The sequence below is a fragment of the Streptomyces griseus genome (assembly GCF_900460065.1).
In the GTDB taxonomy this organism is placed as follows: domain Bacteria; phylum Actinomycetota; class Actinomycetes; order Streptomycetales; family Streptomycetaceae; genus Streptomyces; species Streptomyces griseus.
In genome coordinates this window covers 144,002-165,923 of sequence record NZ_UAVD01000028.1, presented here as the reverse complement: position 1 = coordinate 165,923, position 21,922 = coordinate 144,002, and the positions used below count along the sequence as shown (strand labels likewise).

Here is a 21,922-nt window from a genome sequence, read left to right as displayed (position 1 = left end):
AGTCCGACGCATTCGAGAAAGGACCGCGCGTGACCAACGAGAAGGCAACGATCAACAAGGTTTTCGGGATCCTGATACTCGCCATGACCGCGCTCATGGTGATATCGGTCGTCGTCATGCTGGCCACTGGCGCGAAGTTCGTTCCGATCATGGCCGCTCCCGTCGTCTTCCTGATCATCGGCGCGCTGATGTACAGGTCCGGGAGGAGGAGGTCCGCGTAAGCCGCCGGCCTCCCGCTCCACCCCCTACCCCACCCCGGCCCCCTCCAGCATGCGCCGCTGATGCTCGCGTCCGATCGTCTCGTAGCCGACCACGGTCACGAAGGGCGCGAGCATCACCACGATCAGGCACACGGCCAGCGGCGCTCCCGTCACGCCCAGCAGGCAGGCCGCCAGCAGGACCGCCAGGGTCAGGCCGATCAGGAGCAGGTGGAAGCGGTCCGCCGCCGAGAGCAGCAGGGTGTGCAGCAGGTAGACCACCAGGAGGTAGAGGGTCACCGGGAGGGCCAGGGCGAGGACGACCGTCGTCCGGGAGATCTCCGCGTGGTGTTCCAGGGAGAGCCCCGCGACGTGCAGCCCGGCCCCCGCGCCGGCGACGCCGATGAACAGCGGGATGTGGCCGTATCCGAAGAGGTAGCCGCGGTCGCGGCGCCGCTCCAGGACGTCCCCGAACGGGGTCGTGAAGTAGACCCACCACATGCCGAAGGTCAGGCCGACCCCCGCGACCACCACGGCGATCGCGTTGCCGGTCCAGGCCGTGCCGTCGGCCCCGCCCAGCAGTTCGCCCGACGAGGCGACCGTGCCGACCACGCTCTCCCCGAGCACGATGATCGCGAACAGGCTGTACCGCTCGGCCATGTGGTGGGGGTGCCAGGGGGTGCCGCCCGCCGCGCCCTGGGCGAAGACCGGGAGGGCCAGTTCCAGCGCGCCGAGGACGACGAACGCCGCGAACACGACGTACACCGGCAGTCCGACGAAGGCCAGCACGACCCACCCGACCTGGGCGATCACCGTCCAGCGGATGTTGGCCAGGCCCACGCCCCGGAACTCGGGAGCCTCCCGGGCCGCACGGGCCCACTGGAACACCATCGCGACCCGCATCACGACATACCCCGCGACCATGGCACGCAGTTCGAGATGGCCGCCCTCGTCGACGGAGTGGAACATCGCCGGCAGGCCGAGCGAGAAGACGACGACCCCGATCATCTGGAGCATCGTCAGGACCCGGTAGAGCCAGTCGTCGGTGGCGAAGGCCGAGGCGAACCAGCTGAAGCTGATCCAGGCGACGCTGATCGCGAACATCGCCATGACGAACGCGGTGACCGCGTGCCCCAGGTGTCCCTCGGCCAGGAGCTCGGCGAACCGCGACGACGCCGTACCGACCGCGACGACGAAGGTCAGGTCGAACAGCAGCTCCAGCGGTGAGGAGACCCGGCCGTCCTCCCCGGGGTCACGTCCGGTCATCGGGGCGAGCCGACGCCGCAACCGGCCGACCCCGCCGGTCCCGCCGCTTTCACTGCTTTCGCCGCGCATATCGCTTTCGGGGTGTTCTGGCATGCGCGCCATCATTCCGACGCGGGGGCGCCGCGCCGGGGAGTCACACGCCGTAGCGTGGCGTGAGGTGCGGGTGCTCCCCCACGAGGACGGCGTGAACCGCCGCGAGCGCCGGATCGGTGACGGCACGGTCGTCGACGGGGTGCCCACCACGGCACATGCGCACCGCCGGGGGCAGGAAGCTCCACGCAGTCCGGTGCGAACCGGGCTCGACGCAAGGAGAGGCTATGCGTTTACGGTTCGTCGGAAGGGATCCTGAGTCCGGGGATCATGGCTGTCCGGCCGTGTGGGTGGATGAGCACACGAAAGAACTCGTCATCCGGGGGGTGACGGCCGACTCCGACACGACTGCCCGGACAGTCCAGGACAGCCCGTTGCCCGGTCACGAGAGTGTGGTGCGGCTGCCACAGCGCATGATTCCGTTGCTGAGGGAGGCACTTGATGGCGCAGAGCTTGAGCAGCTTCACCGACCTGATCCGGTCGGCCGAGCGGTCCGCCGTCCATCTGGAGATGCGTGACGTCTATGCCGTCCCGAACGAGAACGAACAATTCGCGGCGTGGCGACAGGGCCATCAACTCGACCCGGACGATCGTGATTCCTGGTGGCGCCCCTGGCTCGACGTCGTGCAGGAGATCACCGCCAAGGGCGTCCGCATCCGCCGCGCCCGTATCGCTGGCGCCAGGACCGCCCCCTCGGACTCCGACATCCGAGCGTGGTGCGAAGCCTGTGGAGCGGGGGACCAGGCAACCGATCAGATCGGCTTGCGGTAGCGGACGTGCTCGTTCTGGCGCCGGAACCCTACGTCCTCGTAGAGGTCGTAGGACCGGTGCGGATTCGCGGTGCCGGTGTACAACCGAGCAGTCTCCGCACCGTGCTCGCGAAGGCATCGCAGCCCGTCCAGTAGCAGGGCTCGCCCGAGTCCGAGACGCCGTGACTCTTTCCGGACGCTCAGTTCTTCGATTTCGCCCACGGTGGCATTCCGGCGACGGATGGAGCACAGGGCGACACCGGCCAGGGCCTCGCGATCCCAAGCAGCCCGCCAGCAGGTCGGGTCGGCCGCCGAGGCGAGGAAGCTCTCGAACGTCCACCTCTCGGTGAAGGCGGCCTCCGCATAGGAATCGACGACCGTTTTCCAGGCCGCGCGGTAGCTGCTCGGATCAACGGCTCCGACGCGGACGCCGTCCGGCAACGGCTTGCGGTCGGGGAGCTGTCGGAGATCGGCCAGCTCCAGCTCCACCAAGCTGAAGACACGCCGGTATCCCGCATCGAGCAGGAGCGCCGTTGCATCCTGTTCAGAGACCATGGCGTTCGCGCCGAGCACGGCCGTTCGTGCGGTTCCATGCTGTTGCACGAGCTGACGGATACGGCTCTCTGCCCAGTTCAGCATGGCTGAGCCGATGCCCTGGCCGCGGTGCTCGGGCATCAGGTAGCCGCGGTGCAGGTACAACCACGTCCCGTCCCGCTCCTGCCACCGCCTGATCGTCGCGTAGCCGACGACACCACCGCTGTGCTCCACCAGTGCCTGGTTCTCGGATGGGTCGTCGAGCTTGGCGGAGGCTTCGGCGATCTCGGCTGCCGTCGGGAGACCTTCCACGACCGAACGGGCGTCGACCCGGTCTCGCTCCGCACAGCCGAGCCGCACAGCGGCCATGGCGCCGTCGTCTTCGTGGCCGTGATACGGCCGGAGGACGTAGCCAGGCAACTGTTTCAGCGATGCGAGTCCGTTGCCGCTGTTCACACTCACACCAGGACCCCCGTCAGTTGAATATGCGGTGTCATCGATCACGGAAGCGTAGGACGTGCCGATCGAACGGCAGAACTCGTTTCTCCGCGAAGGTCCCTGCGGCGGCCGGTGCGGCGGGTGAGGTGGACTCGGCCGCTGCCGCCCACTGCCTCTCTTCACGGCCTCGCGCTCCGCCCGCCGCCACCGGGATCACGCAGACAGGGACGATCTCCTCACTCCCGGCCGCCGCCGCGCCGACTGTCGAACAGCACCGTATGCGCGGGAGTTCACGCACTGTCACGTGGTAGGAGGTGCGGGTGCTCCCCCGCGAGGACGGCGTCCACCGCAGCGAGCGCCGGATCGACGATGTCCCAGTCGTGGGCGGAGGGGTGGTCGGCGAACAGCCCGCAGGCGTCCTCACCCCGGGGGTCGATCGCGCCGCACCAGGCCAGCTCGCCCAAGGTCGCCCGCTCGCCCTTCCACCGGGCCCACACGGCGGTGCGGTTCACGTCGTCGTCCCACAACGCCATCGCGTGGTCGCCGTCGTGGTGGGCGGCCAGCTCGCAGAGGAGGTGCCCGGCTTCCGGACGGCCGGCGCCGCCGGCGGCGGCGAGGCGGATCACGAACTCCGGGGGCGGCAGCAGGGTCACGGCGGTGCACTGGTTCATGGGGCGGGAATCCTCTGGTCGTCGCCCTCAGGGCGCGTCGGTGTCGGGTACGTCGGGGGCATCGTCCGAGACCAGCCGCCGGACCTCGCTGTGGACGTGGTCGGCGATGAGGTCGCCGAGCGGATCGGTCACGGAGAAGGAGTGCGGCCCGGGGTGATGGTCGAAGAACGCGCACGTCGTCACCGTGCGGGTCGCCAGCTCGCGGAGCACGGCGGGGCAGAGACGGAGTACGTCGAGCCGGTGGACGCGGTGGGCGCCGGTGCCCGACCAGAGGAACCACAGGTCCCGGTCGTCCGGTACGTCCGCCGTCCACAGGTGCGCGGCGTGCTCGGCCGACTCGTCGTGGTCGCCCAGCTCGCACAGGACGAAGTCCTCCGGCTCCACGACGTCGGGCGGGTGCTCCGGCCCGCCCTCCATGGTGGCGAGCGCCAGCAGCGTTTCCGCGTACGGGACGTGAGTCACGGCGGTGCATTGCAGCACGAGGTCAGGCCCCTTCCGTACGGGGCGGGTACGGGTGGTTCGCCGGGGCCGCCGCCGTCGCCCACCCGCACAGGTCGACGGGCCACGCGCCGAGGGTGACCCGCAGCCCCACGAAGGGGTCGACCACGGTGAGCAGGGCGGGGAGCCCGGATGCCAGCGCGCTCATGGCGTGCTCCTGGCTGCCGTGGTCGCCCGCCCACGCCCGGAGCGCCTCGGGGGCGTCGGCTCCGTGGAAGGTCACCGGCAGGACGTCTCGCGCGCCGTGCCACGCTGCGGCCTCGACCGGATCGCGCCCGTGCCCGTCCGCCAGGCGCAGCGCCTGCCGCCGGAGCCAGCGGAGGACGAGCCGGCGGTTCGGCAGGGCGACTCCGCCGAGCGGAAGATTTTGCCCGTCGGCCTTCACGGTGACGGCCGCGACGTAGTCCAGCACCCTCGCACGGCCCGGGGCCGCAAACGCCGCCTTCACAGCACTTCTCCCCGGCTGCGGGCGTTGAGCCGCGCCGTACGGGCCCGAAGCTGCTCCATGAGCAGCGCGGGTCGTACGTAGCGCGGTTCGACTTCCCACTCGCGCCCACCGCCGACCGGCCGGAGGGACCAGTACGGGCCGGCGACGCCCCGGAACTCCGCAACACCGCCTCCACGGCTCGTGTCCACCATGAACGCGCCCACAGCGGGCAGCAGCGGCTCCCTGTCCACCCAACCCTCTTTCCTCCTCGCAACCGACCGGTCACTACAGGTAATCGCGCGAGCGCGCCCGGCGGTAGTGTTGAGACGTGGGCAAGGGTTAAGACCGTTAAGCGCTTGATGTCGTCCCGCAGGGGGAGTTGACGGAACTTGGGTACCGGCGAACCGAACACAGGCCTTGCTCGGCTGTTCCGCGAGACCGGGTGGACGCTCAGACAATGTGCGCAAGCGGTCAACCGCATCGGGACGGAGCGCGGAACTCCCCAGCAGTACCGCGCCCCTTCCGTGCACCAGTGGTTAAGCGGGGGCGTTCCACGCGAGAATGCCCGGTTCCTGATCCTGGAGGCATTCGCCCGGAGGCTCGGGCGGCCGATCACGGCGTCGGAGGCCGGGTTCCCCGTCCCGGATCCCGAGCACGGAACGGAGGCGGGACCGGTCAGCACGGTGGACGGAATCATCGACCTCGGAAGGCTGGACATGGACCCTTCCCGGCGCAGCGTGCTGGGAGTCGCCCTGTTCTCCGTAGCCCTCACGGTGTCGGACTGGCCGGACGTGGTGGGACGAATGGAAGCCGCCCAGATGGGCGTCCGATCGCGCCTAGGCATGTCCGACGTGCACACGGTGACCGCGATGACCGAGCAACTCTCGTCAATGGACGATCAGTTCGGCGGCAGAACGGCCCGACCGCTGGCCGCCAGCTTCTTGGTGAACACCGTTGCGCCCTTCCTCAAGGCCAGCGGGCGCGAGGACGTACGCAGGGCGATGATGTCCGCCGCGTCGGACCTCTGTTACCTCACGGGTTACATGGCGGTCGACGAAGGACTCCACGGCCTGGCGCAGCGCTACTACCTCAAGGCCCTGGAGCTGGCCGGAGCGTCCGAGGATCACCTGACGTTCTGCACCACTCTCCGTGGAATGAGCGTGCAAGCGGTGGATCTGCGACAAGGACCGGTGGCGATGCGTCTCGCCGATGCCGCTGCGGCGTCATCCCCTCAGGCCGGCCCTCGAATGCGCGCCTTTCTCGCAGGCCAGCAGGCGCATGCGGCGGCGCAGACCGGCAATCGCCGCTCAGCCCTGATGTATTTGCAGGAAGCCGAAGTCGCCATGGACAAGGCAGAGGCACGTGGGAAGGTCTTCGGCTCCTACGCTCCGGCGTCCTTGAGCTATCACACCAGCCAGGTGCGGTACGAAATGGGCGACGTGCACGGTGCGGTAGCGGCCATGGAGGAATCGGACCGTCTGCGGTATGGCATCTACCGCCGTACACGCGTCAAGGAGCGGGCCATTCTGGCCGAGCGCCAATTGGCGACGGGTCATCTGGAGGCGGCCTGCAAGACGTGGTGGCTGGCGCTGGACGACTATCCGCTGGTGAATTCGGGCCGTATCGACCAGCGTGTGACGGACATGTTCCGTCTCCTCGCCCCCCACCTCAAGAACCACGATGCGCAAGCCCTCTACCAACGCGCCCGGGACATCGTCCGCCCCGAACTGATCCCGGCGTAGAAGAGGCCGACGCGAGCCGAACACGGCCCGCAACCGGCGTGCGGCCGGCGCACTTGGCGCCTGTGGTCGGCCGGGGCGGGGCCGGGTCGCAGGACCGCAGGGCCCCCGCCCGGGAGGTTACTGTCGGACCCTCGTGTCATCCTGGCCGCGATCAGGCCAGCGGGCCGAGAGGAGACAGAGCGATGCCAGCCGAGTACTACCGGGCCGACAGCGAGAACGGCGACCACATCGAGGACCCGTCCGAGGACGCGCTGTACATGCTGTTCGACGACCTCAACGATTCGGACAACACCTTCGTCGTCATCCGGCCCGACGAGGCCGCCCCGGTCTGGTCCGCCTCCGTCACCGTCCTGGACGAGGGCGGCTACGAGGTCGTCCGCCGCGACTCCACCCGCCGGGAACACGAGGTCGTCACCGAGACCAGCATCGGCCGGATCGCCCTCGACCTGACGATCTGGATGGCCGCCCGGGACCATCCCGAACGCGCCGCCCGAGCCGAGCGGTAGCCGCCCTCCCGCGCTGTGGACGCCGGGGGCTCTGATGGACTCCCCTCATGACGGCCGTACTCCCCCGCCTCCTGCGCGCACTCGACCGGTTCCACGCCACCCACCCGTGGGATCACAACGCCCACTACCACCGCTGGATCCTGCGCCGGCTCCCCGGACGTTTCACCGGCGCCCTGGACGTCGGATCGGGCAGTGGCGACCTCGCCCGGCTGCTGGCCACCCGGGCCGAGGCGGTGCACGGCATCGACATCGACCCCACCATCGTCGAACGCGCGCGGGAACGCACGGCTCCCGGGGCTCCGGTGACGTTCTCCGTCGGGGACGCGCTGGAGGACGTACCGTCCGGGCTCTACGACGTCATCACCTGCGTCGCGACCGTCCACCACCTGCCGTTGGGCGAAGCACTCACGCACTTCCGCCGACTCCTCGCTCCCGGGGGAACGCTGATCGTCGTCGGCCTCTACCGCCCGCGGTCCCTGAGCGACCACCTGATCGACGCCGTCGCCCTTCCGTCGAACATCGCCATGGCCTGGATCAAGAACAAGGGCCGCCGAGCCCCGCGCCCCGTCGCCATGACCGCCCCGACCCGACCAGCGACGACGGCCTTTCCGGACATCGTTCGCGACGCCCGGCACGTGCTGCCCGGCGCGCGGCTGCGCCGACGGCTGTTCTGGCGCTACACCTTGGTCTGGAAGCGGGGCCCGTCCCCCGCGGAGTGAACCTCGCCGAACTCCGGGCCCGTCCGTGCCTGGCCGCCCGTCCCTTCCCCGGCGGTCCGGGCGGCCAGGCCGTGTTTCAGGTACCGGCTGCGTCCCGGGCGGAGAGTTCTTCGGCCAGTTCCCCACAGCGCAGGCGGGCCGGGGAGAAGTCGTAGGGCATCTTGCCGACGGCCTCCACCACACTCATCGAGTCGGCCTCCCGTCTCCGCGAGGCGGGATCCGCTCCCTCCTCGCCGCCCTCGGCGGTCTCCGGGTGCGCGGCCTCCCAGGCGTCGAAGAGGGCCTCGTCCTCCTCGCTCAGGCCGGACTCCTCGATGAAGGCGTGCAGGGCGCTCTCGAAGGCGTGCCGCTCGGCGGCCACACGGGCCACCCGCGGATCGTCGACGGCCACGCTGTCGTCGAGTGCCTCCTCGGCGTCGTCCACGCGGTCGGACTCCTGCCGCAGAGTGGGATTCCTGGCCAGGGCGATGAAGCGGGTGGCCTGGACCGCCGCGCCCAGGGGGCCGAAGATCCGCTCGGTGACCAGCAGGGTGTCCAGGTCCGCCGGGCGCAGGGAGCCCTCGGGGAGGGACGTGAGGCGGCCGGTGACGAGGTCGGAGAGCAGGCCGGTCCGGCTGCCCTCGGTACGCATCCGGCGCACGGCGGCCCGCTGCCGCCGCAACTCCGCCTCCTGCTCGGCGAGCGAGTGCTCCAACCGCTCCAGGACGCCCGCGATGGCTTCCCCGCCGTCCGCGTCGGCCGAAGCGGCCCCGGTCGCGAAGGCGTCGCGGATGTCGTCCAGGGCGATCCCGGCGTCGGCCGTCCTGCGGATCCACAGCAGGCGGATCATGTCCTCGTACCCGTAGCGGCGGCGGCCGTCGCCGCCTCTCCCGGGCTCGGGGAGCAGGCCGATCTCGTGGTAGTGGCGAATCGCGCGAGGAGTGCTGCCGACGAAGGCCGCCGCGTCACCGATCTTGATCCGGCGGGGTGGCACGAAGGACGGACTCATGGGCGGGGACCTCTTCTCCAGGGACCGGGGCGTGGCTCCACCGGACCACATGCCGCTACGGAAGGTGCAACCGCGCCCCCGTTCCGCGCCCTGTCCCCCGCCTCGCGGTTCTCGGCCTCGACGGAGGCGGTATCCGGCCGGAGTTCCACGGTTCGGGGCGCATCCGCCCTCGGTGACCTAGCGTGTCGATCATCGCGACGGTGGCTACGTGTGGTCACGAACCAGGGGCGCGGAGTGCGGAGGAGTCTGATGGTGACGGAGACCGATTGGCGACGGCGGTCCGTGGTCGTGACGGGCGCGACGCGGGGCATCGGGCGGGGCATCGCGGAACTGTTCGCCCGTCGCGGGGCCGCTGTCGTCGTCACGGGGCGGGAGGAGGAGACCGCCCGCGCCGTGGCGGACGAACTCGCGCGGGTCACCGGATCCCGGGTTGCCGGGCTGGGTGTGGATCTCCGGGACCCGGGAGCGATCGAGGCGATGGCTCACGAGGCCGAGGCGCGCCACGGGCATGTGGACGTGGTGTGCGCGAACGCCGGGATCTTCCCCGAGAAGTCCCTGAGGGAGATGACGGCCGCGGACGTGGACGACGTCCTCGCCGTCAACCTGCGGGGCTCGATCCTGACGACGAAGGCGTTCCTGCCGGCCATGGAGCGCGCGGGGCACGGACGCGTGGTGCTCACCTCCTCGATCACCGGGCCGACCACGGGTTACGGCGGGTGGTCGCACTACGGGGCGAGCAAGGCGGGCCAGTTGGGATTCCTGCGGAGCGCCGCACTCGAACTGGCCCCGGCGGGAATCACCGTCAACGCCGTCCTGCCGGGAAACGTCCGCACCGAGGGGCTGAGCAAGCTGGGTGAGGACTACCTGCGCCGCATGGCCGCCACGATCCCGGCGGGCCGGCTCGGCGAGACCGCGGACATCGCCCACGCCGTGCTGTTCCTCGCCTCCGACGAGGCCTCGTTCGTCACGGGTCAGACGCTCACCGTCGACGGCGGCCAGACCCTGCCGGAGTCGCTGGACTCCTTCGTCCCGCTCGCCTGAGACCGGCGGCCCGGCGGCCCGGCAGCCCGGCGGCCCGGCGGCGCGGCAGTACGACGCCGTCGGGGCTTCGCTCCCGTCGCGCGGCGGGCCCGCGCGGAGGCCGGGGCGGTCAGTGGCGGTGGATCAGCGCGAGCCCGACGCCTCCGCGCCCGGCCGGTGGAGCCCCCGGGCCTGAGGCCCTGCCCAGGGTCGATCTGTCGCCATACTCCCCTCCTGTCACCCCGGTACGGGGGTATCCCTTGGCAGCATGTTGACATGACCTTGACACTCCCGGCGTCCCGGTCGAGGCTCGGATTCCCCCCATGGACAGCCTGACGACAATGAGGTGCAGCCCCCATGCGATCACGCCCCATCGGTTTCCTCCTCTCGGCCCTCGCGGGCGCGGCCCTCGCGTTCGGCGGCACCGCGACCGCCTCCGCGCACCCGTCCGCGACCCCGGCCCCCGGTTCCGCGTCGGCCGGTGACGTCGGTACGGCCGACGCCTGTTACACCTGGAGCGGCACGCTCCAGGAGGGCTCCAGCGGCGAAGCCGTGCGCCAGCTCCAGATCCGGGTCGCCGGCTATCCGGGCACCGGAAACCAGATCGCCATCGACGGGGCGTTCGGCCCGGCCACGAAGGCGGCCGTGCAGCGCTTCCAGGCCGCGTACGGGCTGGCCGCCGACGGCATCGCCGGAGCCCAGACGTTCAACAAGATCTACCAGTTGCAGGACGACGACTGCACCCCCGTCAACTTCACCTACGCCGAACTGAACCGCTGCAACTCCGACTGGTCCGGCGGCAAGGTCAGCGCCGGCACGGCACGCGCCAACGCCCTGGTGACCATGTGGAAGCTCCAGGCCATGCGGCACGCGATGGGCGACCGGCCGATCACCGTCAACGGCGGCTTCCGCAGCGTCTCCTGCAACAGCGCGGTCGGCGGAGCCGCCAACAGCCGCCACATGTACGGCCACGCGGCGGACCTCGGCGCGGGCTCCCAGGGCTTCTGCGCCCTCGCCCAGGCGGCGCGCAACCACGGCTTCACCGAGATCCTCGGCCCGGGCTACCCCGGCCACAACGACCACACCCACGTCGCCGGGGGCAGCGGCCGCTTCTGGTCCGCGCCCAGCTGCGGCATCTGAGGCCCCGCGCACCCCGTCTCTCCCGCGCCGCCGTCGCCCCGCCCGCCCGGCGGGGCGACGGCGGCGGTCAGCTTCCGGGGCCCCCGGCGACGGCGATCGTGCCCTGGGCCACCGCGCAGAGCGTCTCCACGCCTTCGGCGTCGACCATCAGCAGATCGCAGCGGCAGACGACCCGGGTGCGGCCGGGGCGGACCACCTCGGCCCGCGCGCGCAGCACCTCGCCCCGGGCCGGGCGCAGGTAGTCGATGGTGAAGCCGGCGGTCAGGACCGACGGGCCGACGGCCGCGCCCGCCGCGAAGGTGAGGGCGTTGTCGGCCGCGTAGCTCAGGACTCCGCCGTGGACGAAGCCGTTCTGCTGGCGCAGCTCGTCCCGTACGTCCAGCTCCAGGACCGCCGCGCCGTCGCCGAAGGCCGTCAGCCGCGCGCCCAGCAGGACGCTGAAGGGCTGAGCTTCCAGAACCCGCTGCCCGAGCGCGAGTCGCGAGGCGTTCGCCTCCATGTTCCACCCACCTGTGATCCGTCGTCGTTGACGCGTGAGCGTCGCTCTCCGGGCACCGATCCGTCAACATCGGCCCCGCGGGGTCCCGTCGGCACCGGCCCACTACTGTCTGCCGGATGGAGAACTCGATCCCCCGGGGCCGCTGGCTCGACGACGACATCTTCCGCGAACAGGTGCGCGAGGTCGCCCCGCTCCGGTTCGGCTCGTGGAGCCTGTCGGACTTCGAGCACACCACCTCGGCGCTGGGCTGGGAACTCCGGGAGCCCAAGGAGATCGGCGACCGGGTCTGGCGCAGGTTCACCGCCCGCAAGGGGCCCCGGGGCGGCTACGGCACGGTGATCTCGGCCGCCTCGGCACCCGAGCAGGTGCGCAAACTGAACGTGCGGGTCGTCGACCTGCCCGCCGAGGACAGGGCCACCGCCGCCGACCTCGTCCGCGCCGCCTGGTGGGTCGCGGAGGACGAGCTCGGCCCGCCCACGACCTGGGGAGGCGACTCCGGCCCGTGGATGTCGTGGCGGCTCCCCGGCGTCCGCCTCCTCGTGCACACGCACGACGGGGGCGAGGTGAGCCTCGAACTCCTGCCTCCCGACGCGGGCACCGACGCCGCCGGAAGCGGCTACTCCCGTGGCCGCTGGCGCGCGGCCGACCGGTCCGCTCTGCCGGTCGCGCCCGCCGCGCCGCACACCCCCGGCACCACCTGGGCAGACGTGGAGAAGCGCCTGTCGGAAACGTTGCGCTCCCTCGACCGCGACACCCCGTTCCTCCCCGGCCGATTCATCCTGCACCTGGGATCCGCCGCCGACCCCCGGCGCTTCGTCCAGTGCTGGAGCCAGGACCTGGGCCTCGTCGTCGAGGCAACCGGCTATCTGCACCAGCCCGGTGCGGCCGACCCCGCCCGGCTGACGGGGAACGGCTGGGACGGCTCCCGCCAGGTCTGGCAGCGCCGCTTCACCGGGGCCGGGGACGACCCCGCGCGCGCCGCGACGGGGGCCCGCATGCTCGTCGAGGAGCTGCGGCACCTGGGCGTCGGCCTGGCCGACCTCTCGTACGACGGCACCATGACCGGCCGCGGGCGCGGCTTCCACCTCGACCTGCCGGACCTGGGCATCCCCCGCGTCCACCGCGACCCCGCCGTCTGAGAACGGTCGCGGTTCCCCGGGCCCCGGGTCGGGGGAACCGCTGCCGGACTCATTGACACGGGGGTGCGCCGCTGTCACCGTCTGGTCTGACGACGGCAGTCGCGGTCCGAAGCCCCACCCGGTCCGCCGTACGGACTCCGCACCGCCCCCGCGCCTTCCCCTCCCCCCATTCCGCGCTCCCTTCCCCAGCCCGTCTCCTCGCCGTCGTCGATTGGGAGCGCTCCCACAGAAGGGCCGCAGCCATGAGAAGACTCCTGCGTACGCTCGCCGCATCGGCGTTCGCCTGCCTCCTGCTCCCCCTCGGCGCCGGGCAGCAGGCCACCGCCGCCACCGCGCAGGCCGACCCGATCGGCATGACCAGCGGGTTCTACACCGACCCGCATGCGGCCCCCGCCGCCTGGGCCGCCGCCAACCCCGGCGACGGGCGGGCCGCCGCCATCCGCGACAACATCGCCTCGCGGCCCATGGCCCGGTGGTTCGGGGCGTGGAGCGGGGACATCGGGGCAGCGGTCGGCTCCTACGTCGGTGCCGCCGACGCCGCCGACAAGCTGCCCGTCCTGATCGCGTACAACATCCCCGGCCGCGACGCCTGCGGCGGGCACTCCGGCGGCGGCGCGGGCACTCCGAGCGCCTACCGCGCCTGGATCTCCGCGTTCGCCTCGGCGATCGGCTCCCGGCCCGCGCTGGTGGTCATCGAGCCCGACTCGCTCGGCGACTTCAGCTGCCTGGACCAGGCGCAGATCGACGAGCGCAACGGGATGCTCAAGGACGCGCTCGCCCGGTTCGCCGCCCACGCTCCCAACACCTGGACCTACCTGGACGCCGGGAACCCGGCCTGGATCAGCGCCGCCACCATGGCACAGCACCTCGACGGCGCGGGGGCCCGGCAGGCGCACGGCTTCTCGCTGAACATCTCGAACTACTACGGCACCGGCGAGAACTCCGCGTACGGCAACGCCGTCAACGCGTCCCTGTCGGCGTCCTACGGCTACACGAAGCCGTACGTCATCGACACCAGCCGCAACGGGAACGGCTCCAACGGCGCCTGGTGCAACCCGGGCGGGCGCAGGACGGGGGCGGTCGGCCAGACGGGCGGCGGCGCCGAGATGCTGCTGTGGCTGAAGACCCCCGGGGAGTCCGACGGCGACTGCGGAGTCGGCGCCGGCTCGGTGGCCGGGCAGTTCCTGCCGGAGGTCGCCTACAAGATGATCTACGGGTACTGAGGGCCGGCCCGTCCGGCGACCGGACGGGAGGAGGGAGGAGTTCCAGCCAGCCGCAGATGATCGTTCCGGTGGCCGAGGGCGGGCCGGATACCGAAGATCCTTCACAGGCTGGGTACATGGACGGCAAGACCTGCGCCTTCCGCCCCCTCCGGCACCGACGCCGAGCGGCGGGCGGGGGCGGTGGCGGCGCTGTGGCCGTGCATACGTGTCCATATGAGAGCCAACCCCTTTTCACCTCCTTATGCGGAGACAAACCCCCGTGTACACATGATCACGGCGGCCCCGAACAGCCTGGGGGGACGCCTCAGCCATGTGTATTTGGGGGTACATCCGTCATGCCCGGACCCACCCGTCGGCAGGCCCTCGGGGCCGCGATCGGCGTCGCAGCGGGCGGCGCGCTCATCGGCGTCACCACCGCGTCCGCGGACACCGTTCCAGCAGGAACCGGCAGCGAAGGCAGCGCGGCCGGCCTCGCCGGGACCCCCTCCTCCTTCGACGAGGTCTTCGAGGGCCGCCGTATCCAGGGCACGCCCGCCGAGGCCCGCGCGAGCGCCCACGCACACGGGCACGCCGGGCACGGCGCCGGCTACCGCGTGCTGATCGACGGCCGTGAACTCCCCGTGATGCAGCACGGGAGAAACGGCTGGAGCAGCACGATCAACCACTACGAGAGATTCGCGACCCCGCTGGAGGCCGCTCGCACCGCGGTCATCTCGCTCAAGGGCGCCGTCGTCGTCCCGTTCGACCCCACCGCCTGACCCGGGAGCAGCCAGCCATGACCGTACGGAAGAACCAGGCGAACCTCACGGCGGCCGAGAAGAAGGCCTTCGTCGACGCGGTACTGGAGGTCAAACGCCTGGGTGTGTACGACGAGTTCGTGCTCGCCCACCGCACGCGGTTCTCCATAGACATGAACACCGGCGTGTACGTGGGCCACTTCGGGCCGTCGTTCCTGCCGTGGCACCGCAAGTTCCTCATCGACTTCGAGAACGAGCTGCGGAAGGTCGACGCGTCGGTCTCGATCCCCTACTGGGACTGGACCGCCGACAACACCGTCGGCTCCTCGCTCTGGGCCCCGGCCTTCCTCGGCGGCACCGGACGCCCCCTGGACGACCAGGTGATGGACGGGCCCTTCGCCCACTCCGGCGGCAACTGGACGATCAACGTCTCGGTCGACAGCCGCCCCTTCCTCGCCCGGAATCTCGCCCACCGCGTTCCCACGCTCCCGCCCCGGTCCGACGTCGACGCAGCCCTCGCCATGCCCACGTACGACTCTCCGCCCTTCCGCGACGGCTCGACGGGGTTCCGCTCCGCGCTGGAGGGCTCCGCGGGCTACATGAGCATGCACAACCGGGTGCACACCTGGGTCTGGGGCCACATGGAGACGAGCGTCTCCCCGAACGATCCGGTGTTCTGGCTGCACCACGCGTTCGTCGACAAGCTCTGGGCCGACTGGCACGCGCTCCACCCGACGAGCGCCGAGTACCTCCCCGCCGGCGGGACGGTCGATGTGATCGACCTGAACGACACCATGCCGCCCTGGCCGAACACGACCCCGCAGGACATGCTGGACCACACGCAGTTCTATACGTACGCCTGAGTACGCGTCACGCCCCCGGGTGTGACCCCCCGGCGCCCTGCCGGCCTGCCGACCGGGTGGAGGCGGTCGGCAGGGATGCCGTGAACCCCGGAACGCGATACGGCCCGACCGTTGCGGTCCGTATCGACCGGGCACCGCGTGTCGGCGGCCCCCACCGGCCGTGCCAGGCGGCGGACCCACGGTCCGGGCCGGCGTGAACCGGCCGTTGTCGACCGGCCCCGGCGCGTCCGGCGCACCGACGATCAGGAGCCGCGCCCCGCGCTCCCGTCCGTGACCCGGTCGAGCCCGTAGAAGTCGGCGACGCACCCGCCGGGCCAGTACCGGCGCCCGCCCGCGCTGAACGGCTCCAGCATCCGGCTGATCACCAGCCGCTCGTAGGGCAGCACCCGTTGCCCGGCCTCCGCCCCCTCCCGGAGCCGGCGGTCCTGGGCGTCCCACTTCTCGGCCCGGGCCCGCATCGCGGCGTCCAGGTCGGTGAGGGCCACGGCCGGGCCGACGCAGACCAGGACGCAGAGCGCGGCGCACACCGCCTTCGCCGGGGCGGTGCGGCGGGTGTGCCGACGGAGGGTCAGACCCAGCAGGGCGCCCGCGCCGACGAGCAGGATCACGTACAGCAGGAGGTAGTCGTTCCACAGCCGGTTGGCGCTCGGATCGCTCACCCGGTCGCCGAACACCGGGTAGGCGATGACCGTGCAGAGGTAACCGGAGACCAGCAGCGTGATCAGCCCGGCGGCGGTCAGCAGCGGCCGGTGCGCGGGCGGGCGGGGCATCGTCCCGTCCGCCCGGCGGCACAGCAGCCCCAGCAGGACCCCCACCGCGACCGCGCCCACGTACTGCCAGGTCGTGACCACGGTGACGGTGATCTCCGCGAACGCGCGCAGCGACGCGGCGAGGGAGTCGGGGGCGAGCAGGGAGGTGGAATCCGCCCCGAAGCGCTCCCTGCGGGTCATGGAGCCGGGTGAGGTGACGAGGACGACCGCACCGGCCGCCGTCCCGGCGATTCCCGCCGCGCACCACCGCCGGACGAACCCCCGTTCACGGGCCGGGACGACCCGGCCGGAGACGAGGAGCGCGGCCACCAGCACCATCACCACGACGATCGCCGTCTCCTCGGACAGCGTGGCGAGGAAGGCGCCCATGAGCGCCGCGACGACGATCGCGAGGGCCCGCCCCCGGCGGGTGCGGGCGAGGAGGAACGGGATCAGGGCGGCGCAGGCCAGGACCGGCGGCAGCGTGTGCGAGACGGACGCGGCGGGCCAGAAGAAGGTCTTGTACGTGTTCGGCGTGACGAACAGGAACAGCGCGGTGGTCAGGGCCGCGAGCAGCAGCGGCAGCCCGCGCGGGGTGCGCAGCCGGGCCCGGCGCAGGGCGAGGACGGCCACCGCCCAGAGGACCGCGAGCACCAGGACCGCACTGACCAGGGGGAACCACTGGTGTCCCGCGACCTGGAACTCGGCGTACGCGCCGACCAGGAGGGCGTTGGCGACCCGCCCGTTGTCGTCGAGGTAGAACTTCCCGACGAGTCCGGTGATGCCGTCGTCCCGTACGGCGGGCAGGAAGCACCAGTCGTCGGCGCCGGGCCGCACCCACCGCCCGGACCACGAGGCGGTGGCGAGCAGGGCGAGGGGCGGGAGGGCGAGGGCGCTCACCCAGAGAGCCGTCCAGGGACGGTCCGTGGGGCGGCCGGCCGGGTCCGGCCTCCTCTCGCCCCTTCCCGGCCTCTCCGGGGCGGCGGTCACGGGGCGGTCGTCGGGCATCGCGGGCCTCACCCTTCCCGGGAGGAGCGGGTGGGCAGCGGTTCGGGCGCCGGACGGCCAGGCGGCGGTCCGGCGGTCCGCACCGCCGTGTCGGCCTTGCGCCGCCCCGAGGTGATCGCCCAGCGGGCCAGCAGGAACGAGACCGGGGTGACGAGGACGCCCGCCGCCAGCGCGGCGAGGTTCTTGTCCATCCCGAGAACGCCGACCGCCCCGTAGAGCAGCGCTCCGGACGCCACCAGGTTGACCAGGCTGGAGATCGGATAGCGGACGAACGCGTGCCAGGTCGGCCGCGTCCGGCAGGTGACGTAGGAGTTGAGCAGGAACGAGCACACGATGCTGACCGCGTAGCCGATGACATGGGCCGTCAGATACGGGATGAAGCGGTTCAGCGAGGCGTAGATCCCGAGGTAGACGGCGGTGTTCACGCAGCCGATGAGGAGGAAGCTGCCGAACTGGCGGACCGTACGGGACCGTGACGGAGCGCCGGTCCCGGCGGGCGGGGCGGGGGCGAGGGTCACCGCGGCCGGGGCGCAGGCGGCGGCGCCTCCGCCCGGGTCCTCGATGGGTCGCGGGCCCGGCGGCGGGCCGTCCGGCAGCGCCCGCCGCGTGGCGTCGGTCTCCCGCACGACGTACGGCGGCCGGTGCTTCGCCTCGTGGTAGATGCGGCCCACGTACTCGCCGATGACCCCGAGCGTCACCAGTTGGATGCCGCTGAGGGCGACGACGGCGGTGAGGAGGGTGGCGTAGCCGGGGGTCTCGGTGCCGTGCAGGACGACGCCCACGACCGTCCACAGGGCGTAGGCCAGGGCCGAGACGAAGACCCAGAAGCCGGTGTAGATCGCAAGGCGGAGCGGGCGGTTGTTGAAGGAGAGCAGTCCGTCGATGCCGTAGTTCAGCAGCCGTCTGCTGCCCCATTTCGACCGGCCCGCCATCCGCTCGCTGTTGTGGTAGCGGAAGGTGACCGTGTCGAAGCCGATCCAGGAGAAGATCCCCTTGGAGAAGCGGTTGCTCTCGGGGAGGGACAGGACGCTCTCCACCGCCCGCCGGGACAGCAGCCGGAAGTCCCCCGACCCGTCGATGAGCTCCACGTCCATGCAGCGGCGGACGAGCGCGTAGTAGGTGTGGCTGAGGGTGCTGCGGAGAACGCCCTCGCCCGCGCGGTCGCGGCGCGGGATGACCTGGTCGTAGCCGTGCCGGTGCAGTTCCAGCATGCGGGGGATCAGCTCGGGCGGGTGCTGGAGGTCGGCGTCCATGATCACCACGGCGGCTCCCCGCGACATCCGGAGGCCGGCGAGCATGGCGGCCTCCTTGCCGAAGTTGCGGCTGAAGGCGGTGTAGTGGACCCGTGGGTCGCGCCCGGCGAGGGAGCTCAGCAGGAGGCGGGTGCGGTCCCGGCTGCCGTCGTCCACGTAGCAGATCTCGAAGCCGTCCCCGAGGGGGTCCAGGACGGCTACCAGCGCGGCGTGGAAGGCCTCGATCACCTCGGCCTCGTCGAAACACGGCACGACGACCGACAGCTGAAGGCCAGTCACTCGCCACCTCCGGACTTCGGGCCCCTCGTGGGTGCCGGGCCTCACCCGCGCGGCACCGTCGGCCTCCGGCACCGGGCCCCGGAACGCGCCACGTCCGCCCCATCTGACGACGGTCGGCGGCCTCCGTCCCTCCGTACACGCGCGGGGGCGCCCCTTTCCCGCGCCCTTTCATGCGAACAGCCGACGCGGATCGGCAGAACGCCGGGTCGCGGGGGCGAAAAAGCCCACATAGCCTCACAAAGGTGACATCTCCTCGACTGCTCACCGGGCTGCTCGCCGTGCTGTCCGCCGTGTGCTGGCTGGTCCTTCCCGCCGCCGCGACCGCACGCGCCGACGACCCCGTCGAGCTGTCCCGGGACGGGCAGATCACCGACCGGGTGGGAGCCCTGGGCGACCGGACGGGGCAGGTGGAGGACGCGCTCGACCGGTTGTACGCCGACGAGCGCGTCCAGCTCTTCGTGGTGTACGTCCGTGATTTCTCCGGCCGGTCCGGACAGGCCTGGAGCGACGAGACCGCCGACCGCAACGGCCTGGGCCAGGACGACGTGCTGCTCTCCGTCGCCACCCACGACCGGCAGTACGCCTACTCCGTGGACGTGGACTCCCGGCTCACCGATGCCCGGCTGCGGGAGGTGGCGGGGACCGCGATCGAGCCCGCGTTGCGGGAGAACGACTGGGCGGGGGCCGCGATCGGCGCGGCCGACGGCTACGCCTCCGTCCTGGCCGGACGCCCGGTGACCGCCCCCGCCATCACCCCCGGGCCCGCCGACCCGGGAACGGGCGGCTCCGACTCCACCGGCGCCCGTGACGTCATCCTGCCGGTCGCCGTCGTCGTGGGCGTCGGCGCTGTCGGCGCCTACGCGTACGCCCGGCGCAGACGGCGGACGACGACCCGCACCACCCCGGCGGCCACCGGCTGGGGGCGGGGCGCGGGGGCAGGCGGTGCGCCGGAGCCGCCGACCCCGCTGCCGGAGCTGGACGGGCAGGCGAAGCAGGTGCTGGTGGACACCGACGACGCGGTGCGCACGAGCGAGGAGGAACTCGGTTTCGCCACGGCCAGTTCGGAGAGGAGGCGGCGAAGCCCTTCACCGAGGCCGTCGCGCGGGCGAAGGACGAGCTGACGCAGTCGTTCCGGTTGCGCCAGCGGCTCGACGACGCCTTCCCCGAGGACGACGCCACCCGCCGCCGGATGCTGGAGGAGATCCTGCGGCGGTGCGCGACCGCGAACGAGGGCCTGGACACCGTCGCCGAGGACTTCGACCGGCTGCGCGCCCTGGAACGCACCGCTCCGCAGGCCCTGGCCACCGTGGAGGCCACCCACCGCACCCTCGCCGGCCGGGTCGAGGCGGCCGAGTCGGGCGTCGCCGGGCTGCGCGAGCGGTACGGGGAGGGCGCCGCCGCCCCCGTGGCGGCCGGCGTCGAGCAGGCCGAGGACCGGCTCGTCTTCGCGGCCTCGGCCGTGGAGGAGGCCCGTACGGCGGTCGAGGGCGGCGAGAACTCCCGGGCCGCGGTGTACATCCGGGGCGCCGAGGGCGCGGTGGGCCAGGCGGGCACACTGCTGGACTCGGTGGACCGGCGGGCGGCGGAGCTGGGCGAGGCGGCCCGGAAGCTGCCGGCCGCGCTGACCGAGACGGAGACCGACCTCGCGGACGCGGGCGGGCTGCTCGCAGGGACCGCCGAGGGCGCGTCGACCGCCGATCTGCGCGGCCGGACCGCCCGCGCCGAGGCCGTGCTCGCCGATGTGCGGGGCGCGATGGCGGCGGGACCGTACGACCCGATCGACGCGCTGCGCCGGGTGGAGGAGGCGGACGCGGCCCTGGACGAGGCGCTGGCCGGGGCCCGGGACCGGGAGCGGGGCGAGGCGAAGGCCCGCTCCCTCCTCGACCAGGCGATGCTCACCGCCCGCTCCGCGATCGGGGCGGCGGCCGACTACATCACCACCCACCGGGGCGCGGTCGGCAGCCAGGCCCGTACCCGGCTCGCGGAGGCGCAGCGGCGGTGGGAGCGGGCCCGGGAGCTGTCGGCCGCGGACGCGCAGGGGGCGCTGGCCGAGGCGCGGCAGGCGGACGCGCTGGCCGGGCAAGCGAGGAGCCTGGCCGAGCAGGACGTCCGCGGCTTCGGCGCCACGCAGGGGCCCGGCCCCATGGGGGGCGGGGGCGGCGGCATGGGCGGGGCGGTGCTCGGCGGCATCATCCTCGGCGGGCTGTTCGGGGGCGGGGGCCGGGGCGGGGGCGTGGGCGGCGGCTTCGGCGGCGGCCGGGCCGGCGGTTTCGGGGGTGGGCCGGGCAGCTTCGGCGGGGGCGGGACCAGGGGGCGCCGGGGCGGTGGCGGCCGCTTCTGACCCACCGCCCCTCCTTCCTCACCCGTATCGGCGATCACCACTTCCAAGGAGCCATCCCATGTCGAAGCAGACCGTCCTCGGCCGTGTCACCCAGCTCGCGAAGGCCAACATCAACGCCCTGATCGATCAGGCCGAGGACCCGCAGAAGATGCTGGACCAGCTGATCCGGGACTACACGAACAACATCGCGGAGGCCGAGCAGGCGGTCGCGGCCACCATCGGCAACCTCCGGCTGATGGAGCAGGACCACAAGGAGGACGTCGAGGCGGCGGCCGAATGGGGCGGCAAGGCGCTGGCCGCCAGCCGGAAGGCCGACGAGCTGCGCGGGGCGGGGTCGGTCGCGGAGGCCGACAGGTTCGACAACCTGGCGAAGGTGGCGCTGGGCCGCCAGCTCCAGTCGGAGCAGGAGGCGAAGGCGGCCGGGCCCACGATCGCCTCGCAGAGCGAGGTGGTGGACAAGCTGAAGTCGGGGCTCGACCAGATGAAGGCCAAGCTCTCCCAGCTGAAGGCGAAGCGCGACGAGTTGGTGGCGCGTTCGAAGTCCGCGCAGGCGCAGAACCGGATGATGGACGCCGTGAAGAACATCGACGTCCTGGACCCCACGAGCGAGCTGAGCCGCTTCGAGGACAAGGTGCGGCGCGAGGAGGCGAAGACGCTGGGCAAGCAGGAGCTGGCGGCCTCCTCGCTGGACGCCCAGTTCGAGGAGTTGGACGGCTTGGGCGACAGCGCGGAGGTCGAGGCCCGGCTGGCGGCCCTGAAGACGGGCGCGTGACGCGGGGCCGGCCGGGACGGGTTCGCGCAGCCGCCGCACGCACAGCACGATGAAGACCGGCCCGGACAGGGCGA

Annotated in this window: 21 protein-coding genes and 2 pseudogenes; 13 read left to right on the top strand and 10 right to left on the bottom strand. The window is 72.2% G+C overall.

Annotation, left to right across the window (positions count from 1 at the left end):
• The first annotated feature begins 29 nt into the window (after nt 1–29).
• Nucleotides 30–221, top strand: coding sequence for a hypothetical protein (locus tag DTB53_RS18525; RefSeq protein WP_012379189.1), 192 nt, complete (start codon nt 30–32; stop codon nt 219–221).
• A gap of 24 nt (nt 222–245) precedes the next feature.
• Here DTB53_RS18525 and DTB53_RS18520 read toward each other — a convergent pair whose 3' ends face one another.
• Nucleotides 246–1,463, bottom strand: a complete 1,218-nt coding sequence (locus DTB53_RS18520; RefSeq protein ID WP_012379190.1) for a low temperature requirement protein A — start codon at nt 1,461–1,463, stop codon at nt 246–248.
• A gap of 531 nt (nt 1,464–1,994) precedes the next feature.
• Between DTB53_RS18520 and DTB53_RS18510 the strand changes: the two are divergent.
• Nucleotides 1,995–2,225: pseudogene (locus DTB53_RS18510) on the top strand (DUF6879 family protein); the annotation flags it as partial.
• Between the two features lie 80 nt (nt 2,226–2,305).
• Here DTB53_RS18510 and DTB53_RS18505 read toward each other — a convergent pair.
• The 5 genes from DTB53_RS18505 to DTB53_RS18485 form a co-directional block, all read right to left on the bottom strand.
• On the bottom strand, nt 2,306–3,298 hold the full coding sequence (locus tag DTB53_RS18505) for a GNAT family N-acetyltransferase (protein ID WP_003966546.1): 993 nt from the start codon (nt 3,296–3,298) through the stop codon (nt 2,306–2,308).
• Between the two features lie 266 nt (nt 3,299–3,564).
• Nucleotides 3,565–3,945 carry a hypothetical protein gene (locus DTB53_RS18500; protein ID WP_012379192.1) on the bottom strand — a complete coding sequence of 127 codons (381 nt, stop codon included), beginning with the start codon at nt 3,943–3,945 and terminating at the stop codon, nt 3,565–3,567.
• A gap of 27 nt (nt 3,946–3,972) precedes the next feature.
• On the bottom strand, nt 3,973–4,425 hold the full coding sequence (locus DTB53_RS18495) for a hypothetical protein (protein WP_003966548.1): 453 nt from the start codon (nt 4,423–4,425) through the stop codon (nt 3,973–3,975).
• Between the two features lie 4 nt (nt 4,426–4,429).
• The gene (locus DTB53_RS18490) at nt 4,430–4,891 is read right to left on the bottom strand and encodes a hypothetical protein (RefSeq protein WP_012379193.1); all 462 of its coding nucleotides are present in this window, start codon (nt 4,889–4,891) and stop codon (nt 4,430–4,432) included.
• Nucleotides 4,888–5,082, bottom strand: coding sequence for a hypothetical protein (locus tag DTB53_RS18485; protein WP_236586385.1), 195 nt, complete (start codon nt 5,080–5,082; stop codon nt 4,888–4,890). The genes DTB53_RS18490 and DTB53_RS18485 overlap by 4 nt, the downstream gene beginning before the upstream one ends.
• Nucleotides 5,083–5,259: 177 nt before the next feature.
• Between DTB53_RS18485 and DTB53_RS18480 the strand changes: the two genes are divergently transcribed.
• From DTB53_RS18480 to DTB53_RS18470, 3 genes are all read left to right on the top strand, one after another.
• Nucleotides 5,260–6,612, top strand: a complete 1,353-nt coding sequence (locus tag DTB53_RS18480; RefSeq protein ID WP_012379195.1) for an NsdA family TPR-like regulatory protein — start codon at nt 5,260–5,262, stop codon at nt 6,610–6,612.
• Between the two features lie 182 nt (nt 6,613–6,794).
• Nucleotides 6,795–7,118 (top strand): hypothetical protein, encoded by a 324-nt coding sequence (locus tag DTB53_RS18475; protein ID WP_012379196.1) that lies wholly within the window; start codon nt 6,795–6,797, stop codon nt 7,116–7,118.
• Between the two features lie 47 nt (nt 7,119–7,165).
• Nucleotides 7,166–7,837 (top strand): class I SAM-dependent methyltransferase, encoded by a 672-nt coding sequence (locus tag DTB53_RS18470; RefSeq protein ID WP_012379197.1) that lies wholly within the window; start codon nt 7,166–7,168, stop codon nt 7,835–7,837.
• A gap of 76 nt (nt 7,838–7,913) precedes the next feature.
• On the opposite strand, the gene DTB53_RS18465 is transcribed toward DTB53_RS18470, so the two are convergent.
• Nucleotides 7,914–8,825, bottom strand: a complete 912-nt coding sequence (locus DTB53_RS18465) for a MerR family transcriptional regulator (RefSeq protein ID WP_012379198.1) — start codon at nt 8,823–8,825, stop codon at nt 7,914–7,916.
• A gap of 249 nt (nt 8,826–9,074) precedes the next feature.
• On the opposite strand from DTB53_RS18465, the gene fabG reads away from it, so the two are divergent.
• Together fabG and DTB53_RS18450 are read left to right on the top strand one after the other, a co-directional pair.
• Nucleotides 9,075–9,866 carry a 3-oxoacyl-ACP reductase FabG gene (gene fabG / locus DTB53_RS18460; RefSeq protein ID WP_012379199.1) on the top strand — a complete coding sequence of 264 codons (792 nt, stop codon included), beginning with the start codon at nt 9,075–9,077 and terminating at the stop codon, nt 9,864–9,866.
• Nucleotides 9,867–10,202: 336 nt separating this feature from the next.
• Entirely contained in the window at nt 10,203–10,985 is a 783-nt protein-coding gene (locus DTB53_RS18450; RefSeq protein ID WP_003966556.1) for a M15 family metallopeptidase, read from the top strand.
• A 67-nt stretch (nt 10,986–11,052) separates the two neighbouring features.
• Here DTB53_RS18450 and DTB53_RS18445 read toward each other — a convergent pair whose 3' ends face one another.
• Nucleotides 11,053–11,484, bottom strand: a complete 432-nt coding sequence (locus DTB53_RS18445; protein ID WP_012379200.1) for a PaaI family thioesterase — start codon at nt 11,482–11,484, stop codon at nt 11,053–11,055.
• Between the two features lie 116 nt (nt 11,485–11,600).
• On the opposite strand from DTB53_RS18445, the gene DTB53_RS18440 reads away from it, so the two are divergent.
• From DTB53_RS18440 to DTB53_RS18425, 4 genes are all read left to right on the top strand, one after another.
• Nucleotides 11,601–12,623 (top strand): DUF6301 family protein, encoded by a 1,023-nt coding sequence (locus DTB53_RS18440; RefSeq protein WP_012379201.1) that lies wholly within the window; start codon nt 11,601–11,603, stop codon nt 12,621–12,623.
• Nucleotides 12,624–12,865: 242 nt separating this feature from the next.
• Nucleotides 12,866–13,846 carry a glycoside hydrolase family 6 protein gene (locus DTB53_RS18435; protein ID WP_012379202.1) on the top strand — a complete coding sequence of 327 codons (981 nt, stop codon included), beginning with the start codon at nt 12,866–12,868 and terminating at the stop codon, nt 13,844–13,846.
• A 335-nt stretch (nt 13,847–14,181) separates the two neighbouring features.
• Entirely contained in the window at nt 14,182–14,604 is a 423-nt protein-coding gene (gene melC1, locus DTB53_RS18430; protein WP_012379203.1) for an apotyrosinase chaperone MelC1, read from the top strand.
• 17 nt (nt 14,605–14,621) lie between these two features.
• Entirely contained in the window at nt 14,622–15,446 is an 825-nt protein-coding gene (locus DTB53_RS18425) for a tyrosinase family protein (RefSeq protein WP_012379204.1), read from the top strand.
• Between the two features lie 242 nt (nt 15,447–15,688).
• Here DTB53_RS18425 and DTB53_RS18420 read toward each other — a convergent pair whose 3' ends face one another.
• Together DTB53_RS18420 and DTB53_RS18415 are read right to left on the bottom strand one after the other, a co-directional pair.
• Nucleotides 15,689–17,203, bottom strand: coding sequence for a DUF6056 family protein (locus DTB53_RS18420; protein ID WP_042496219.1), 1,515 nt, complete (start codon nt 17,201–17,203; stop codon nt 15,689–15,691).
• Nucleotides 17,204–17,211: 8 nt separating this feature from the next.
• A complete protein-coding gene (locus tag DTB53_RS18415) occupies nt 17,212–18,735 on the bottom strand; it encodes a glycosyltransferase (RefSeq protein ID WP_012379206.1) in 1,524 nt (507 codons plus the stop codon).
• Between the two features lie 257 nt (nt 18,736–18,992).
• On the opposite strand from DTB53_RS18415, the pseudogene DTB53_RS18410 reads away from it, so the two are divergent.
• A pseudogene (locus tag DTB53_RS18410) lies at nt 18,993–21,076 on the top strand (TPM domain-containing protein).
• A 58-nt stretch (nt 21,077–21,134) separates the two neighbouring features.
• Nucleotides 21,135–21,848, top strand: a complete 714-nt coding sequence (locus DTB53_RS18405) for a PspA/IM30 family protein (protein WP_012379209.1) — start codon at nt 21,135–21,137, stop codon at nt 21,846–21,848.
• Nucleotides 21,849–21,922: the final 74 nt, after the last annotated feature.

Coding starts and splice junctions, on each gene's coding strand:
- DTB53_RS18470 (WP_012379197.1), top strand. CDS start 7,166: ATGACGGCCGTACTCCCCCGCCTCCTGCGCGCACTCGACCGGTTCCAC.
- fabG (WP_012379199.1), top strand. CDS start 9,075: ATGGTGACGGAGACCGATTGGCGACGGCGGTCCGTGGTCGTGACGGGC.
- DTB53_RS18435 (WP_012379202.1), top strand. CDS start 12,866: ATGAGAAGACTCCTGCGTACGCTCGCCGCATCGGCGTTCGCCTGCCTC.
- DTB53_RS18500 (WP_012379192.1), bottom strand. CDS start 3,945: ATGAACCAGTGCACCGCCGTGACCCTGCTGCCGCCCCCGGAGTTCGTG.
- DTB53_RS18475 (WP_012379196.1), top strand. CDS start 6,795: ATGCCAGCCGAGTACTACCGGGCCGACAGCGAGAACGGCGACCACATC.
- DTB53_RS18445 (WP_012379200.1), bottom strand. CDS start 11,484: ATGGAGGCGAACGCCTCGCGACTCGCGCTCGGGCAGCGGGTTCTGGAA.
- DTB53_RS18520 (WP_012379190.1), bottom strand. CDS start 1,463: ATGACCGGACGTGACCCCGGGGAGGACGGCCGGGTCTCCTCACCGCTG.
- melC1 (WP_012379203.1), top strand. CDS start 14,182: ATGCCCGGACCCACCCGTCGGCAGGCCCTCGGGGCCGCGATCGGCGTC.
- DTB53_RS18465 (WP_012379198.1), bottom strand. CDS start 8,825: ATGAGTCCGTCCTTCGTGCCACCCCGCCGGATCAAGATCGGTGACGCG.
- DTB53_RS18450 (WP_003966556.1), top strand. CDS start 10,203: ATGCGATCACGCCCCATCGGTTTCCTCCTCTCGGCCCTCGCGGGCGCG.
- DTB53_RS18420 (WP_042496219.1), bottom strand. CDS start 17,203: ATGCCCGACGACCGCCCCGTGACCGCCGCCCCGGAGAGGCCGGGAAGG.
- DTB53_RS18405 (WP_012379209.1), top strand. CDS start 21,135: ATGTCGAAGCAGACCGTCCTCGGCCGTGTCACCCAGCTCGCGAAGGCC.
- DTB53_RS18485 (WP_236586385.1), bottom strand. CDS start 5,082: ATGGTGGACACGAGCCGTGGAGGCGGTGTTGCGGAGTTCCGGGGCGTC.
- DTB53_RS18440 (WP_012379201.1), top strand. CDS start 11,601: ATGGAGAACTCGATCCCCCGGGGCCGCTGGCTCGACGACGACATCTTC.
- DTB53_RS18425 (WP_012379204.1), top strand. CDS start 14,622: ATGACCGTACGGAAGAACCAGGCGAACCTCACGGCGGCCGAGAAGAAG.